The sequence below is a fragment of the Halomonas sp. 111 genome (genome assembly GCF_052379685.1).
Lineage (GTDB): Bacteria > Pseudomonadota > Gammaproteobacteria > Pseudomonadales > Halomonadaceae > Vreelandella > Vreelandella citrativorans.
On sequence record NZ_JBQSYV010000017.1, the window covers coordinates 70,850 to 85,645 of the forward strand.

Annotated in this window: 13 protein-coding genes; 6 read left to right on the forward strand and 7 right to left on the reverse strand. The window is 54.7% G+C overall.

All coding sequences use genetic code 11. From position 1 onward, the window contains the following. The first annotated feature begins 119 nt into the window (after positions 1 to 119). Entirely contained in the window at positions 120 to 689 is a 570-nt protein-coding gene (locus ACT3T7_RS13575; protein WP_444631299.1) for a putative glycolipid-binding domain-containing protein, read from the forward strand. A gap of 237 nt (positions 690 to 926) precedes the next feature. On the opposite strand, the gene ACT3T7_RS13580 is transcribed toward ACT3T7_RS13575, so the two are convergent. Beyond that, a complete protein-coding gene (locus ACT3T7_RS13580; RefSeq protein WP_444631300.1) occupies positions 927 to 1,163 on the reverse strand; it encodes a hypothetical protein in 237 nt (78 codons plus the stop codon). 124 nt (positions 1,164 to 1,287) lie between these two features. Between ACT3T7_RS13580 and ACT3T7_RS13585 the strand changes: the two genes are divergently transcribed. Both ACT3T7_RS13585 and ACT3T7_RS13590 read left to right on the forward strand, forming a co-directional pair. Next, positions 1,288 to 1,869, forward strand: coding sequence for a class I SAM-dependent methyltransferase (locus ACT3T7_RS13585; protein WP_444631301.1), 582 nt, complete (start codon positions 1,288 to 1,290; stop codon positions 1,867 to 1,869). Positions 1,870 to 1,958: 89 nt separating this feature from the next. Next, the gene (locus ACT3T7_RS13590) at positions 1,959 to 2,393 is read left to right on the forward strand and encodes a GNAT family N-acetyltransferase (RefSeq protein WP_444631302.1); all 435 of its coding nucleotides are present in this window, start codon (positions 1,959 to 1,961) and stop codon (positions 2,391 to 2,393) included. 104 nt (positions 2,394 to 2,497) lie between these two features. Here the strand turns inward: ACT3T7_RS13590 and pgi are convergent, their stop codons facing one another. The 4 genes from pgi to ptsP all read right to left on the reverse strand — a co-directional run bounded on the left by pgi (position 2,498) and on the right by ptsP (position 9,974). Further along, a complete protein-coding gene (gene pgi, locus ACT3T7_RS13595) occupies positions 2,498 to 4,162 on the reverse strand; it encodes a glucose-6-phosphate isomerase (protein ID WP_444631303.1) in 1,665 nt (554 codons plus the stop codon). 213 nt (positions 4,163 to 4,375) lie between these two features. Then, positions 4,376 to 6,115 (reverse strand): PTS fructose-like transporter subunit IIB, encoded by a 1,740-nt coding sequence (locus ACT3T7_RS13600; protein WP_444631304.1) that lies wholly within the window; start codon positions 6,113 to 6,115, stop codon positions 4,376 to 4,378. After that, positions 6,112 to 7,080 (reverse strand): 1-phosphofructokinase, encoded by a 969-nt coding sequence (pfkB, locus tag ACT3T7_RS13605; RefSeq protein ID WP_444631305.1) that lies wholly within the window; start codon positions 7,078 to 7,080, stop codon positions 6,112 to 6,114. The genes ACT3T7_RS13600 and pfkB overlap by 4 nt, the downstream gene beginning before the upstream one ends. Then, on the reverse strand, positions 7,080 to 9,974 hold the full coding sequence (gene ptsP, locus ACT3T7_RS13610) for a phosphoenolpyruvate--protein phosphotransferase (RefSeq protein ID WP_444631306.1): 2,895 nt from the start codon (positions 9,972 to 9,974) through the stop codon (positions 7,080 to 7,082). The genes pfkB and ptsP overlap by 1 nt, the downstream gene beginning before the upstream one ends. Before the next feature lie 208 nt (positions 9,975 to 10,182). On the opposite strand from ptsP, the gene cra reads away from it, so the two are divergent. Next, entirely contained in the window at positions 10,183 to 11,163 is a 981-nt protein-coding gene (gene cra / locus ACT3T7_RS13615; RefSeq protein WP_172118288.1) for a catabolite repressor/activator, read from the forward strand. An 18-nt stretch (positions 11,164 to 11,181) separates the two neighbouring features. Here cra and ACT3T7_RS13620 read toward each other — a convergent pair whose 3' ends face one another. Beyond that, on the reverse strand, positions 11,182 to 11,655 hold the full coding sequence (locus ACT3T7_RS13620; protein WP_172118287.1) for a methylglyoxal synthase: 474 nt from the start codon (positions 11,653 to 11,655) through the stop codon (positions 11,182 to 11,184). A 3-nt stretch (positions 11,656 to 11,658) separates the two neighbouring features. Then, entirely contained in the window at positions 11,659 to 13,137 is a 1,479-nt protein-coding gene (gene pyk, locus ACT3T7_RS13625) for a pyruvate kinase (RefSeq protein ID WP_172118286.1), read from the reverse strand. A gap of 253 nt (positions 13,138 to 13,390) precedes the next feature. On the opposite strand from pyk, the gene gap reads away from it, so the two are divergent. Both gap and ACT3T7_RS13635 read left to right on the forward strand, forming a co-directional pair. Beyond that, positions 13,391 to 14,395: a type I glyceraldehyde-3-phosphate dehydrogenase gene (gene gap / locus ACT3T7_RS13630; RefSeq protein WP_172118285.1), complete on the forward strand. Its 1,005-nt coding sequence runs from the start codon at positions 13,391 to 13,393 to the stop codon at positions 14,393 to 14,395. Between the two features lie 178 nt (positions 14,396 to 14,573). Then, the gene (locus ACT3T7_RS13635) at positions 14,574 to 14,744 is read left to right on the forward strand and encodes a hypothetical protein (protein WP_172118284.1); all 171 of its coding nucleotides are present in this window, start codon (positions 14,574 to 14,576) and stop codon (positions 14,742 to 14,744) included. The last annotated feature ends 52 nt before the right edge of the window (positions 14,745 to 14,796 follow it).

Sequence of the window (14,796 nt, forward strand, 5' to 3'; positions counted from 1 at the left end):
GATCCTTCGTTGTTATTAATAGACGTTATCGGCCATTTATAAGCTAACTTTAGTAAGGTTGAACTGGCTTGAGGGATACCGCCGCTTAGGATGATTGATAGGAGTAAGGTTCGGAATTTATGACGATGCCAACCAACGATACGATTGTCTGGCAGCGGTTGGACCTGCCAGGACATGAGTTATGTAGCGTGAGCAGCGGTGAAAAAGGCCACCTGCTGACAGGATCTTCCATCTTCGTAGCCAAGGGACACAAGTGCTTGCTCTCCTACAGAGTCGTGTGCGATGCGGCTTGGAAAACGCAAGAAGTGCATGTGGTCGGTAACATTAATGATGAGCCGATTAATGTGGTACTTATGGTCGAGCCAGGCAATGTGTGGACGTTGAACGGGGTTGAGCAACCTCAGGTTGAAGGGTGTATTGACGTTGATCTCGCCTTTTCACCAGCGACGAATTTGCTGCCTATCAGACGATGTAATATGGCTATAGGAGACTCCGAGCAGGCAGTCGCTGCTTGGTTAACATTTCCAGAGCTGACGTTGGAAAAGCTCCCTCAACGTTACACCCGGCAATCAGAGTCAATATTTCACTACGTATCGAGCGGCGGTGATTTCGAAACGGAGTTAACGGTAACGTCATCAGGTTTTGTATCTAACTATCCGCTGTTGTGGCGAGAAGAGCGTGTTGAATAACCATTTGTTGTCGTTACCACTCGATATAAGTGAAGTTGATAGTAATAGTGTCGATACGCTCGCTAACTTCAACGGTAATGCGCTTGCCGGGTTATTTGTTCCATGTGTTAAAAGGGTTGATATTTCAGGACGTGGCTTGCGTGAATACGTTGTGCTTGTAAAGTGAAAATAGCATTTCGAGGGCGTTATCTTGTTAAATTAAAACAATGAGTTAATAGGGTTAGCAAAGAGCTGGCCCTATCTTTGCTTACAGTATTTATCGGTAGAGATTGGGCTAAGCGCTTTCCAAACGCGTTCCTGAAAGACAGCACTTTGAGTATCCTGAGGCAGTTTAATTTTATTTTCAGATACTTCAATGAGCGTAATCACTTGTTCAATGATGGCAGAGAAATCCACGCCCGCATTTTTGGGATGCGCGCTAGGAAAGCGCTCCTGGATCTGGGTAGGTAAAACGCTGGGATCATCGCCCAGCACAATAGCGCATACACGCGCTCTGTGCCGGCCACTAACATCCAGCCTGGGGAGCATGGTGCGGTATCTCGACTTCGCACTCTACATAACAAGCGCCGTTGTCACTCACAGGAGGGTTTCAAATACTATGCTTACAGATCCTTGGCTTAATCGATGGTTACCGTTGGTGCGCAAGCGCGCAGGTAAAGATATTGTTCTTGAAATTGGGTGTGGCCACGGCGATGACACGGCCGTCCTCTCAAATGCCGGCTTGAGCGTTTACGCTTTCGATTTGTCTCGTACGGCGGCAGGGCTCGCCAAAATCAGAGTGCCCAAGGCCATAGTGGAATGTAGAGATGTACGTGATCCTTTCCCTGAGCAGTGTTGCGAGCCAGGTGTTGTGGTGGCGAGCTTATCGCTGCACTACTTCGCTTGGGATGAAACGCAAGCGCTTATCCGAAAAATACGATCTACGTTACGCCCAGGTGGCATTCTGCTTTGCCGTCTTAATTCCACTCAGGATCGCAACTTTGGAGCCAGCGGTCATCCGCAACTCGAATCAAACTTCTTTCTTGTGGATGGTGCGCCCAAGCGCTTTTTTGACGAAACTTCTATTGAATCACTGTTCGCTGATGGCTGGAAAAGGATTTCAATGGAACACTATTTTACCGGCAAATATGTTAAGTCGAAGGCGCTATGGGAAGTCGTATTGGAGAAAGAGGGCACATAGTGAGTATCTGCCCCACTAAGGTACTTGATACGATAATCAGCTTTGTATGTCAGTAAACTTCCATTAATCGGTTTGGGCGGTATAAAGCAATGCATATTGCCAGGTTAATAGCAGCACAGAGTGATCGTGATTTTATTTGGCGTGCTTATGAAAGCGCCTACCAGAATGTTGTCGAGCGTCAATTCGACACTTGGGAGGTCGAGCTTCAAATGCCAGCCTTTGATGAAAAATGGCGTAAGGGTGGTTTTGAAGTCCTAGTGTTAAACGGCAAGTCTGTCGGTGCAGTATGGGTTACAAATGAAGGGGAATTTCTTCAGCTTCGGGATCTGTTTCTTTTAGCGGAATATCAAGGGCGGGGAGTTGGTGCACACATTGTGCGCCAGGAGCTTGAAAAGGCCAGAGTGCTGGGCGTGCCTTTACGGCTTCGTGTTTTAAAGCAGAGCCAAGCCATCGCCTTGTACGAGCGGTTGGGTTTTACAATATGCGGTGAGACATCAACGCAGTACTGGATGGAAGCGAACTAACACGCTGTTTTCGTCGATACAGCATCAATACAGATTACGTATATAAAGCCCCGGCTATTACGCAAGGGCTTTGAATAAACGCTTTTCTCTATGTCTAAAATCCGCTAACTCTTTTTCCTGGTCGCTTTTTTGGCGTTTTCAGCTTGTTGACTGTTGGTGCTGGCGCCGTCACCCGGAAAATGCGCCCGCACCAACTCTAACAACCCTTGGGTCGAGGCATCAAAGTCGGCTGCGTTAGTGTCGATGCGTTCGCTGATTTCACCGGCGATACGTTTGCCTAGCTGAACACCCCATTGATCGAACGAGTTGATGTTCCAGATCACGCCTTGAACAAAGACCTTGTGCTCGTAGAGTGCGATTAGCGCGCCGAGATTGCGGGGAGTGAGTTCATCCAACAGTAATGTGCTGGATGGCCGGTTGCCGGGGCAGCTGTAGGGGTCGTGCTGGCTTAACTCTTTACCGTCGCCTTGGCTACCTTCCATAAAAGCGTTGGCCTGGGCTAGCATGTTGGTTAATAGCGCAAAGTGGTGGTCTTCCATGCCTGATTCGGGTTTGAGCGAGGCGATAAAGTCGATAGGTACGTAGCGCGTGCCCTGGTGCAGCAGTTGGAAGAAGGCGTGTTGACCATTGGAGCCGGTTTGCCCCCATACAATCGGGCCGGTTTTATAGTTGACCGGGTGGCCGAAAATATCCACCGATTTGCCGTTGGACTCCATATCCAGCTGTTGCAGGAAGGAGGGCAGCTGGTTAAGCGCCTGGTCGTAAGGCACGATGGCTTGGGTTTCTGCGCCAATAAAATTGATATACCAGATGCCGATAAGTGCCATGAGTACCGGCATGTTCTCGGAAAAAGGCGCCTCAATAAAGTGGCGGTCCATTTCGTGGGCACCTTCCAGCAGCTCAATAAACCCTTCAAAACCGATAGATAACGCAATCGGTAAGCCGATTGAGGACCACATGGAGTAGCGCCCACCCACCCACGCCCAGAACTCGAACACGTTCTCTTCACGAATGCCGAATTCCATAGCCGCTTTGCGGTTGGTAGAAGCGGCGACAAAGTGGGCACCTACATCCGCGTCGCTTCCGGCGTTCTCCAGGAACCAGCGCCGCGCTGTTTTTGCATTGAGCAGCGTTTCCTGGGTGGAAAATGTCTTGGTCGAGACGATAAACAGCGTGGTGGCCGGGTCCAAGCGCGAAAGCACCTTCTGGATATGTGTGCCGTCCACGTTGGATACAAAGTGAAAGTGCATCTCCGGATGACGATATTTAAGTAGCGCGCGCACCGCCATGTTGGGACCAAGGTCCGAGCCGCCAATCCCGATATTAACGACATCCTTGATCGACTGGTCGCTGTAACCTTTCCATTCTCCGCTGCGTACCGTTTCAGAAAACTGTTTGATCTGTTCGCGGGTGCGGGTAATTTCCGGCATGACGTCTTCGCCGTCGACATACACCGGTTCGTCACTCAGGTTACGCAGCGCGGTATGCAGTACCGGGCGGTTTTCGGTAACGTTGATAATATCGCCAGAAAACATTTGTGCCCGGCGCTGCACCAGCGCGGAGTGGTCAGCAAGCTCTATCAGTTTGGCGAGCACTGCGTCGGAAACATGGTGCTTTGAATAGTCCAGAAACAGACCGCCTACCTTGAGGTTCATCTTCTCAAAACGCTTTGGGTCGTTAGTGAAGTAGTCCCGGATGCGGTCGTTATGGGTGTTGTCGCGCAGGCGTTCAAGCGCCTGCCACGTAACGCTACGGGTGAGTTGAAACATAGAGCGCGTATCCGTTGTTGTTGAGTGGCAAATATTAACTGGGGTAAATGGCGGTGATATCGATTATGTAAAAATACTACATAAAAAAGCGATAAGGGCAACTATCCGTTGAGCGTGGCGATAAAACAGGTAATAAAACAGCAATGACGTCAGCAGCTTTTATACAGGGCTAACCACGAGCAGGCATTGCGCCTGCTCGTGTTGAGCTAACACTTAGCTGGCGACGGCCACTTGAGCGGCGCCGCGTTTAATAAAGGCGTAGCTCAGGCCAGTGATGAGTGAGCCTGCCACAATGGCGCCCAGGTAGAGCAGTGGCGGGGTGATTGCATTAGGAATCAGCAGGACGAAAATACCCCCGTGCGGGGCCATTAATTGGGCACCCACCAGCATCGAAAGCGCACCCGTAACGGCGCCCCCAGCGATACAAGCGGGAATAACCCGCAGCGGATCTTTGGCCGCGAACGGAATCGCGCCTTCACTAATAAAGCACAACCCCAGTACGAACGAAGCCTTGCCGGCTTCACGTTCCGGCTCGGAGAATTTGTTGCGTGCCACGAAGCTTGCGATACCCATGCCGATGGCCGGTACCATGCCTGCCGCCATAATCGCGGCCATGGGGCCGTAGGTGCCTGAGGCCAAGAGGCCCACACCAAAGGTGTAGGCCGCCTTGTTAACCGGGCCGCCCAAGTCAAAGCACATCATGGTGCCCAGCAAAATACCCAGCAATATGGCATTGGTGGAGTCCATCGACGCCAGGAAGTTGGTTAACGCGTTAAGCAGCGCGGCAACCGGTTCGCCTACGATGTAAATCATGACCAGGCCTGTCACAAGGCTCGCGATCAGCGGAATAATCAGGATGGGCTTAAGTGACTCGATGCTCGAAGGCAGCTTCACATGGCGAGTGACTGCAAGGGCTACGTAACCGGCTAGAAAGCCTGCCAGAATACCGCCAATAAACCCCGAGCCAATGTCCGCCGCCAGCATGCCGCCAATCATACCCGGCGCAATACCTGGGCGGTCGGCAATTGAGTAAGCGATATAGCCTGCTAATACCGGAATCATCAACGCAAAGGCAGTGCCGCCGCCAATCTGCATCAGCGCAGCGGCCAGGGTGCCTTCCTGCTCGAATGCCTCAATGCCGAACATAAACGACAGGGCGATTAGTAGCCCGCCCGCCACCACCATGGGCAGCATAAACGACACGCCGGTGAGCAGGTGTTTATACACACCTTTCTCTTTCAGGCTTTTGCTTTCATTTGAAGCCGTACTAGCCGTGCCTGCGCTTTCCACGCAGGCTTGGGCCAAGGCGTTTTCGATCGTTGCCTGAGGTTTTTTAAGCGCCGTACCGGTCGAGGTGCGGTACACGCGTTTACCGGAAAAACGCGTTGGATCAACTTCAATATCGCAGGCCAGAATGACAACGTCGGCGGCGGCGATTTCGTCTTCCGTTAGCTTGTCCTGGGCGCCGACTGAGCCTTGGGTTTCCACTCGAATTGAGTGGCCCATGGCGTTGCCCGCCTCAGCCAGCGCTTCTGCGGCCATAAAGGTGTGAGCAACACCGGTGGGGCAGGCGGTAACGGCCACAATGGTTTGGCCGCCTGCAGCGGCTGGCGCTTTTGTTTGAGGGGTAGCAACCGGGGCGCTATATAATGGCGCTTCGCGTTTAGCGGTGGTTAAAAACGCGTCCGGGTCAGGCAGCGCTTGAGCAATCGGTGCCTGGTAAAGGCGTTTGCCTTCAAATCGCTCCGGTGCGGGTACGTGCTCGGCGGCCACGACAATTAAATCGGCATGGGCAATTTGTTCGGCAGTGGCGGCCTCGACCGGTGCCAGTTCTCCGTGCATTTCTACATGCACTTTCCAACCCAAGCGCTGAGCGGCTTGTTCAAGGCGTCGGGCGGCCAAAAAAGTCGTTGCCATGCCGCTGGGGCAGGCGGTAATTAGAATAATATTCATTGTGACGTTCCCTCGGTGCGGCTGGCGTGCAGACGCTGGACCTGAGTATGTTGTAGGAGTACGGCAAAGTCGTCCGCGTGGGCATGGCCCACGCCAACATGGCGAACAGATTCGGCGGAAAGTGCCGTGGCAAAACGCAGTGTTTCTTCGTCACTTTGCTGGCTGAGCACGCCGTGAAGCATGCCAGCCACAAAGGTATCGCCGGCACCCACGGTATTGGCTGCCTGAACGCGGGGTGGCGTTGACTGCCAGATGCCCTTGGCGTTTACCCAAATAACGCCGTCGGCCCCGGCAGAAAGTAGCGCTTGGCCAATACCTGCCTGATAAAGGCGGCAGGTGGCGCTTACTCGCTTGGTGTGATCATCCAGTGCCTCACCGGCCCAGTGGGCAAGTTCCAATTCATTGGGTTTAACGGCTTCGGGGGCTACCTCAATCGCGCACAGCAGGGCTTCGCCACTGGTATCCACCCATAACGGCACGCCGGTAGCTTTTAGTTCAGTCAGCAACGTGGCAAAGCTTGTCAGGCTTAAGCCAGGGGGCAGGCTACCTGCCACAAGAATGGCATCGACAGGCTCAGCGTTTAGCTGCTGTTTAATGCTGTTCAGAAGCGCGGCGACTTGCGTGGCGTCTACGCCGATACCGGGGCCGTTAATGTCGGTCACCCGGCCGCTTTTTTCCGCCAGCTTGGCATTAATACGGGTTTCCCCTGGCACGCGGACAAAGGCATCCGTAACGCCCAACTGCGTAAACGCCCGTTGGAAGGGGCCATTGTTATCGCGCCCGAGAAATCCGCTCACCACCACGTGATGGCCCAGCGAGGCCAGCACTCGTGCAACGTTAACGCCTTTGCCCGCGGCTTCCAGCTGTGCGTTCCAGGGGCGGTTAACCGCGCCCAGCGTTAACTCTTCAAGGTCAAACGCCAAATCCAGCGCTGGGTTGAGCGTAACGGTAATAATCCGGGCCATTAGTGTGCCTCCAGCGCGTCGCGCACAGCGGCGCTGGTCGCCTGGATTAGGGCCAGTTGCGCACTGGCTTGGGCATCGGCCAGATCGAACTCACGCAGGCGAGCTTTCACCAGCGGAATTTGCCGGGCGCTAACTGAAAGCTCATCAACGCCTAACCCCACTAACACGGGAATAGCCGCCGTATCCGAGGCCAGCTCACCGCAAACGCCGACCCATTTACCTTGGGCATGAGCGGCGTCAACGGTCATCTGGATCAAACGCAGAACCGCCGGGTGCAGGCCATCCGCCTGGGCAGAGAGCTCGGGATGACCGCGGTCAATCGCCAGTGTGTACTGGGTTAAATCGTTGGTGCCAACCGAGAAGAAGTCCACCTCGGCGGCAAGCGTTGGCGCCAGCAATGCGCTGGAAGGGATCTCGATCATCACGCCTAGCTGCACGTCGCTTGCGCGCTCATCCGCGGGAATTTCCGCAAGCAAACGGTCAAAAATGGCTTTGGCGGCGCGAAATTCAGCCACGTCCTTGACCATTGGCAGCATAATCCGCAGCGGCCTGGGCGTCTCTTCTGAACCCGCTACCGGGGCGGCTGCCATTAGAAGCGCGCGCAGTTGGGTTTCGAGTACGTCGGGCTCGGTTAACGCTAGGCGAATGCCACGCAGACCCAAAAACGGGTTGTCTTCCTGGGGGACTGGCCAGTAGGGCAGGGGCTTGTCGCCACCCACATCCAGGGTACGTGCCACTAATGGGCGGCCATTCAGGGCGACGATGGCCTGCCGATACTCGGCGGTTTGCGTGGCAAGGTCGGGTGCGCTTGAGTGGGCCATAAACAGGAACTCAGTGCGCAGCAGGCCAACGCCCTCAGCACCACGTTCAACCGCATCTTCTGCATGAGCGGTGTTGCCCAGGTTAGCAGCCACCTCCACGCAGTGGCCGTCGCGGGTTTGGGCGCGTTCATAACGCCGCTCCCAGGCATCGGCTTCGCGGGCCTGTAAATCAAGCAACTGCTGCTCGGCGCGGCGTAAGCGCTGCTCGGAAGGCGCAGGAGTGACGCGGCCTCGCTCGCCGTCCAGAATCATCATACTGGCATTGGCTAAGGCCATTACCGCTTTGCCCGCGCCCACCACCGCGGGTATGCCCAGCGCACGGGCCAAAATAGCGCTGTGGGCGGTGGCGCCGCCACGTTCGGTCAAAAGACCGCGCACGCGGGAGGTATCCAGGCGCGCTACGTCGGAAGGACCGATATCGTCCATTACCAGAATGTAGGGGTGGTTGGGTGGCTCGGGAAGTTGGGTATCGCACAAAACGCTCAGTACGCGGCGACCCACATCACGCAGGTCGGCGGCACGCTCAGCAAGCAGGCGGTCGGCAAGCATTTCTTGCGCGTGGGCGGCGGTTTCAATCGCTTCCCACCAGGCCGCCTCTGCTGAACGGCCTTCACGAATGGCATCTTCGGCGGCGCGGTGCAGCTCGGGGTCATCCAGCATCTCTTCATGCATGGAGAGGATATCGGCCACTTCGCCACCCGGCGCATTGCGCACCAGGGCTTCCAGCTGGGCAATGCCCTCCTGGATGGCATTGTGCAGCCGGGTCAGTTCGCGGTCGGGATTGTCAGCCTGTTCCGGGTAATCAAAGTGCTGAGGGCGAATAACAAACACCGGCGCAATCGCAAGCCCGGGGGAGGCCGCAATCGCCGTATGCGGTGTATCGGCTGTCAAAGGCGTAACGGTTTCCTCGTGAGCAGGGTGGGTCGCCAGCTGCTCTCGGCCGCTGTCAAAAGGCGCTACCTTTTCACCCAAGCCGCCTTCAATTGCATCCGCGACGTTGGCCAGTGCCTGTGGCGCTTCATTGCCTTCGCCAGAAAGTACCAGCCACTGGCCACGGCGTGCGCCTAAGCCGATGACTTTGGTCAGGCTCGCTGCGGAAACGCTGGCGGGGCTGCCTTCTTCCAGGCGAACGTTAATCGCAACGGCCTGTGCTCGAGCTACCTGCACCAACTGTTTAGCCGGACGGGCGTGCAGGCCGTGGGGATTTAATACCCGCACGCGCTGGGTATGCGTATTGGCTGTTTCACCTGCAAGCTGAGCCAGCACTTGGGCGGCATCTGCCTTTAGTAACGCGCGGCTTGGGGTGTTTTCGAGCACCTTCTGAAGTTGCTCCAACAGGGAGGTGTGCGCGCTTCCCTGTGCTGCCAGGCAAAACAGGCCGTGAACAGCATGGCCGTTCTCTTCCATGTGTGCTTCGACCGGTGTCGCCACGCCCAGCGCAGGCTGTTGGACGCCGCTGGCGCTGCTGGCAAGCCAAAAACCGTCGCCCAGCCAAACCGGCGGTTTCGCCGCAATATCGGCAATAAAGTGGTTATCTACGCAGCCACTTTGGCGTAAGCGGGCGGCCGCTGCCAGGGCCAGTTCCTGAACACTTTGTGCGGGAAACTGCAGGCAAAGCGTGTCGCTATCCAGTCTGGGCGCGGGTGCAGATTTAGACAGCAGGCGAGCGACGTCCTCGGTGGAGCGGGCTGCGGCAAGCGCTTCAGCAACGCCGTCACGGTCCAGTACGTGCGTTAGGGCGCGCAAAATATCCAAATGTTCATCATTTTGTGCGGCAATCGTCACCAGTACATAGACGCGGTTGCCATCGTGCCATTCGATGCCTTCTGGAAATTGCAGTACTCGAACGCCAGTCCGCTTAACATGCTGGCGGCTTTCGGGCGTGCCGTGGGGAATGGCGATAGCATTACCCAGATAGGTAGATGACTGCGCCTCACGGGCATGCAGGCCCTCGCGATAGGCAGGATCAACCAGCCCCGCGTCAGCCAGTACCCGGGCGGCCTCATCCAGCGCCGCTTGCCAATTGTTGGCGTGGCGGTCAAGCAAGATGTCATTAGGACCGAGTGTGAGCATGCAATTCTCCTGTAAGGACGAGTCCGGTAACGGCTCGACGGCGACGTAAAGGACACAAATGCCGAGTAACGGTATTGATCGATGCCTACCGTCTATGATGATAATGCTGAAACGATTCAGCTAAAGGCGCAAGGGATGTGTTTTTAGACTTTGGTGGGGGTCTCGTCAAGGCGCTGTTACACTTTGCAGGCTTATAAGGAGAAAAAACATGACATTAGCCGATATTGCGCGGCTTGCAGGTGTTTCACGCACCACGGCCAGTTATGTCATTAATGGACAGGCTGAACAGCGTCGTATCAGTACCGCCACGATTGAAAAGGTCATGAGCGTTGTTCGTGAGCATCAATATCAGATTGATCCACAGGCGGCGGCGCTGCGCCGAGGTGCCAGTCGGCTGATTGGTTTAATCGTGCCTGACCTTGAAAATATCAGCTATGCACGCTTGGCGAAGCGCTTGGAGCGTGGTGCGCGCGAGCAAGGATATCGGCTGCTGATTGTAAGCTCGGATGACTGTGCCGAAAGTGAGCGCGCCCTGGCGCTTGCCCTGCGTGCTCAGCGCTGTGAAGTACTGATTACTGCCAGCTGCCTGGCCGACGTTGACCCATTTTATAGGGAATTGGTTAACGACGGCTGGGCCGTGGTGGGCATGGACCGAGGGCTGGATAGCCACTACTTTTCCAGTGTTGTTAGTGATGATCACGATGCCGCTGAGCGTTTAACGCTCTCGGTACTTAACCAGGATACGCGGCGAGTTGCCTGGCTTGATGCCATGCCTGAGTTGTCTATTAGTCGTGAGCGCCGGGCCGGTTTTGAGGCCGCGTTAAAAGATCGCGATATCGAGGAAGTGTATTTGAGCGCTGAGCGCTACGAGCGTAGTGAGGCGATGGAACTTGCCCAACAGCTGCTTAGCGAGCCCAAGGGGCTGGATGCACTGGTGACCGCATCGTATACCTTGATGGAGGGCGTTTTAGATGCGTTTTTAGAACGTGGAGGGCTTTCCAGGCATATCCGGCTTGCCACTTTTGGTGATCACCGCCTGCTGGATTTTTTGCCTCAGCCGATTAATTCGGTGCACCAGGATTATGATCGGATAGCAGAATTGACGCTTAACAGTGCGCTAAAAGCTGCCCGAGGCCAGGGGGGCGTCGGGCAGCAGGTCGTTAAGCGGCATCTTTTTCAGCGTGGGTAAGGGCGCTAAATCCTTAAGTTAAACCCTGGCGCTGGCCCAGGCGTTAGCATCGGGTATCGACATATCGTAGCGCTCACTTAGATAGGGCGATGAGAGCAGGAAGTCCGCGCTGGCTGCGTTGTTGGCGACAGGTACATTCCACAGCGTGGCAAGGCGTAGCAGTGCTTTAACATCGGGGTCGTGGGGCTGTGGAGCAAACGGGTCCCAGAAGAACACCAATATATCGAGCTTTTGCTCGGCGATGCGTGCGCCTATCTGCTGGTCGCCGCCTAGCGGCCCGCTCATTAACCCTTCAACGCTCAAGCCCAGTTGCTGAGTTAACCGGCCTGCGGTGGTGCCCGTACCCATTAAGTGATGCTGGCGCAGCGTCTCCTGCCAGCGTTCCGCCCACTCCAGTAGTTCACTCTTTTTGCCATCGTGGGCGATAAGCGCAATACGCTTTTGAGCGGGTAAGGTACGTAGCGCTTGGCGAGGTGGTCGGGCATCGTTCATTGTTTATTCTCCTGATGTTTCCTGCTCAATAGCGATAATCTTCATGGTGTTGGTGCCGCCATGAGCGTTCATATGATCGCCGCGAGTCAGAATAATATGCCCACCCGGGCGTGCCAGACCATAGGCTTTAAGCAATTTCAGCGCCTGCTGGTTTACTTCAGTGGGCTCCATTTCGGTGGTGTTGAAGGGGAGCGATACCACGCCACGGTAAAGTGCCATGCGGCGCTGGGCAACGGGACTATGCGCCAAGCCAACAATTGGCAGGCCAGAACGAATGCGCGAGGCAATCAGCGGTGTGTAACCGGTCGATGTCATGCAGGCAATCGCGCTAACGCCGGTTAAATGGTTCGCGGCGTACATGGCCGAAAGGGCGATGGTTTCATCCATGCGCTCAAAGCCTTCATGCATGCGGTGGCCAGACGACTGTGCCAGCCGCTCGCGCTCGGCACCTAAGCAAACGCGGTCCATGGCTTCAACGGTTTCTACCGGAAATTCACCGGCTGCCGTTTCTGCTGAAAGCATAACGGCGTCGGTCGCATCCAGCACCGCATTGGCCACGTCGAACACCTCAGCGCGTGTGGGCAGCGGGGATTCGATCATCGACTCCATCATTTGGGTGGCGGTAATCACGGCGCGGTTAAGCGAGCGGGCATGTTTGATGATGCGCTTTTGGGTGCCTATGAGTGCTTCATCGCCAATTTCTACACCCAGGTCGCCACGCGCCACCATAACGGCTTCAGAGGCAATAATGATGCCGTCCAGCGTTTCATCATCTGCCACTGCCTCGGCACGCTCCAGCTTGGCGACTAGGCCAATCTCTTTGCCTTCTTCGCCCAGCAGTGCGCGTGCTTCCCGCATATCGTCTGCTGAACGCGGAAAGGAGACCGCCAGATAATCCACGCCGATTTCCACTGCCGTTTTTAAATCGGCCTTGTCTTTGTCGGTTAAGGCGGGAGCAGAAAGGCCACCGCCCTGTTTGTTGATGCCCTTGTTGTTGGAGAGCTTGCCACCCACATGAACACTCGTGTGTATTTCCTGGCCCGCAATGGAGGTCACATCCAGGACAACGCGGCCGTCATCCAGCAGCAGCCGGTCGCCGGGGGCTACATCATCAATAAGTGATGGGTAGTCACAACCAACGCGTTCACTGTTGCCCGCATTGGTATCCAGCGCCATGTCTAGAATAAACGCTTCGCCTACTGATAAATGAATAGGGCCTTCAGCAAAACGCGCGATGCGAATTTTAGGACCTTGTAAATCGCCTAGTGCAGCAACACATTTACCTAAGCGCTGGGCGATATCGCGAACATCCTGTAGGCGTCGGCGATGATCATCGGCAGAACCGTGGGAGAAGTTAAGTCGAACGACATCGACGCCTGCCGTGATCATCGCCTCAAGAATACCTGGCTGGTCGCTGGCAGGGCCTAGTGTGGCAACAATTTTGGTACGGCGAAGCGGCAAAGGTGAATTCGATAGGCTCATGAGCAGGCTCTCCTTAAATATTAAAAAAAGCAAAAAACCAGTGTTGTCAGACTGCAAGGTGACTGCTTAATTGTCGGCGTGAAGTGTAGACGACCATAGTGATAATATAGTAATTTTACTACAAATAGGTTATTCGATAGCCAGCAAAGCAGCGTTGTAAGCGATTTTGTTCTTTTTAAAACGCTTTTACGTGTCTTTTTGGTAATTTTTTTACTTGAATGAAGCCATCCACCACCGAGCATGAGGTGTCAGCATGACGATCAGAGTTGCTATTAATGGGTTTGGACGGATCGGCCGTAACGTCTTACGCGCCCTGTATGAAAACGATTACCGTGACAAAATTCAGGTAGTGGCGATTAATGACCTTGGCGATCCTTCGCTAAATTCGCATTTACTACGCCACGATACGGTGCATGGGCATTTCCCCTTCACTGTAGAGCACGACGCAGAAAGTATCAGCGTTGACGGCGACCGCATTGCGATCTCTTCCGAGCGCGATCCTGCCAGCCTCCCTTGGGCATCCATGAATATCGATTTGGTCATGGAGTGCACGGGGCTATTTACCAAGCGAGAAGCTGCTGCCAAGCATTTGGAAGCGGGCGCTAAACGAGTACTGATTTCGGCACCCAGCCCGGATGCGGATGCAACGATTGTTTTCGGTGTTAATGATGACGTGCTGACTGCTGAGCATAAGGTTGTCTCTAATGCATCTTGCACGACTAACTGCCTGGCACCTGTCGCCAAAGCGCTGAACGACACCATAGGTATCGAAAACGGCCTGATGACGACCGTTCACGCTTATACCAATGACCAGAATCTTTCGGATGTTTATCATACCGACCCGTACCGCGCACGCAGCGCCACTCACTCCATGATCCCGACCAAAACCGGAGCCGCCGCTGCGGTGGGTTTGGTGCTGCCTGAGCTGGAAGGTAAGCTGGATGGGCTGGCCGTGCGCGTACCGGTGATTAACGTGTCGTTGGTGGATCTAACCTTTAACGCAGGGCGCGATACCAGCAAGGAAGAGATCAACCAGATCCTCGAAAAGGCCGCTGCCAATTCGAGCGTACTGGCTGTCAATGCTCAACCGCTGGTATCCATTGACTTTAACCATGACGCGCATTCATCAACGTTTGATGCCAATCACACTCGTGTGAATGGCCGTTTGGTGAAAGTAATGGCGTGGTACGACAACGAGTGGGGTTTCTCCAACCGTATGCTGGATACCGCCATTGCGATGCAGGCAACCGCAAAATAGTTATTTTTGAAGTGCGCTGTTAATGTTTGATTTAAAGGCCGAAAATTTATTTTCGGCCTTTATTTTTAATAAAAAGAATCTTTTTTTAACAGGACTGCATTCAAAACGTCTCCTCGCGTGTATCCCCTATACAGCCACTATTTACGGCGGTTGATAATAATCCTCAAGGAGACTGAAAATGACCACTCATCATTTCACGCGTACCGCACTAGGCGCAGCGCTGATTGCATCCTTCAGTCATGCCGCACTAAGAGGCCTATGGCTGGCAAGCGAGCCAGCGCATAAGTGCCCCAGCTATGGAGGTCATTCTTCCTATGGTGGCGGCATCAGTGGGGGTATCCAGTGGTAGCGGCAGGTGCTATCAAGCACGTAGAGTGTGTTTATAGCGAAATAAAAGCGCG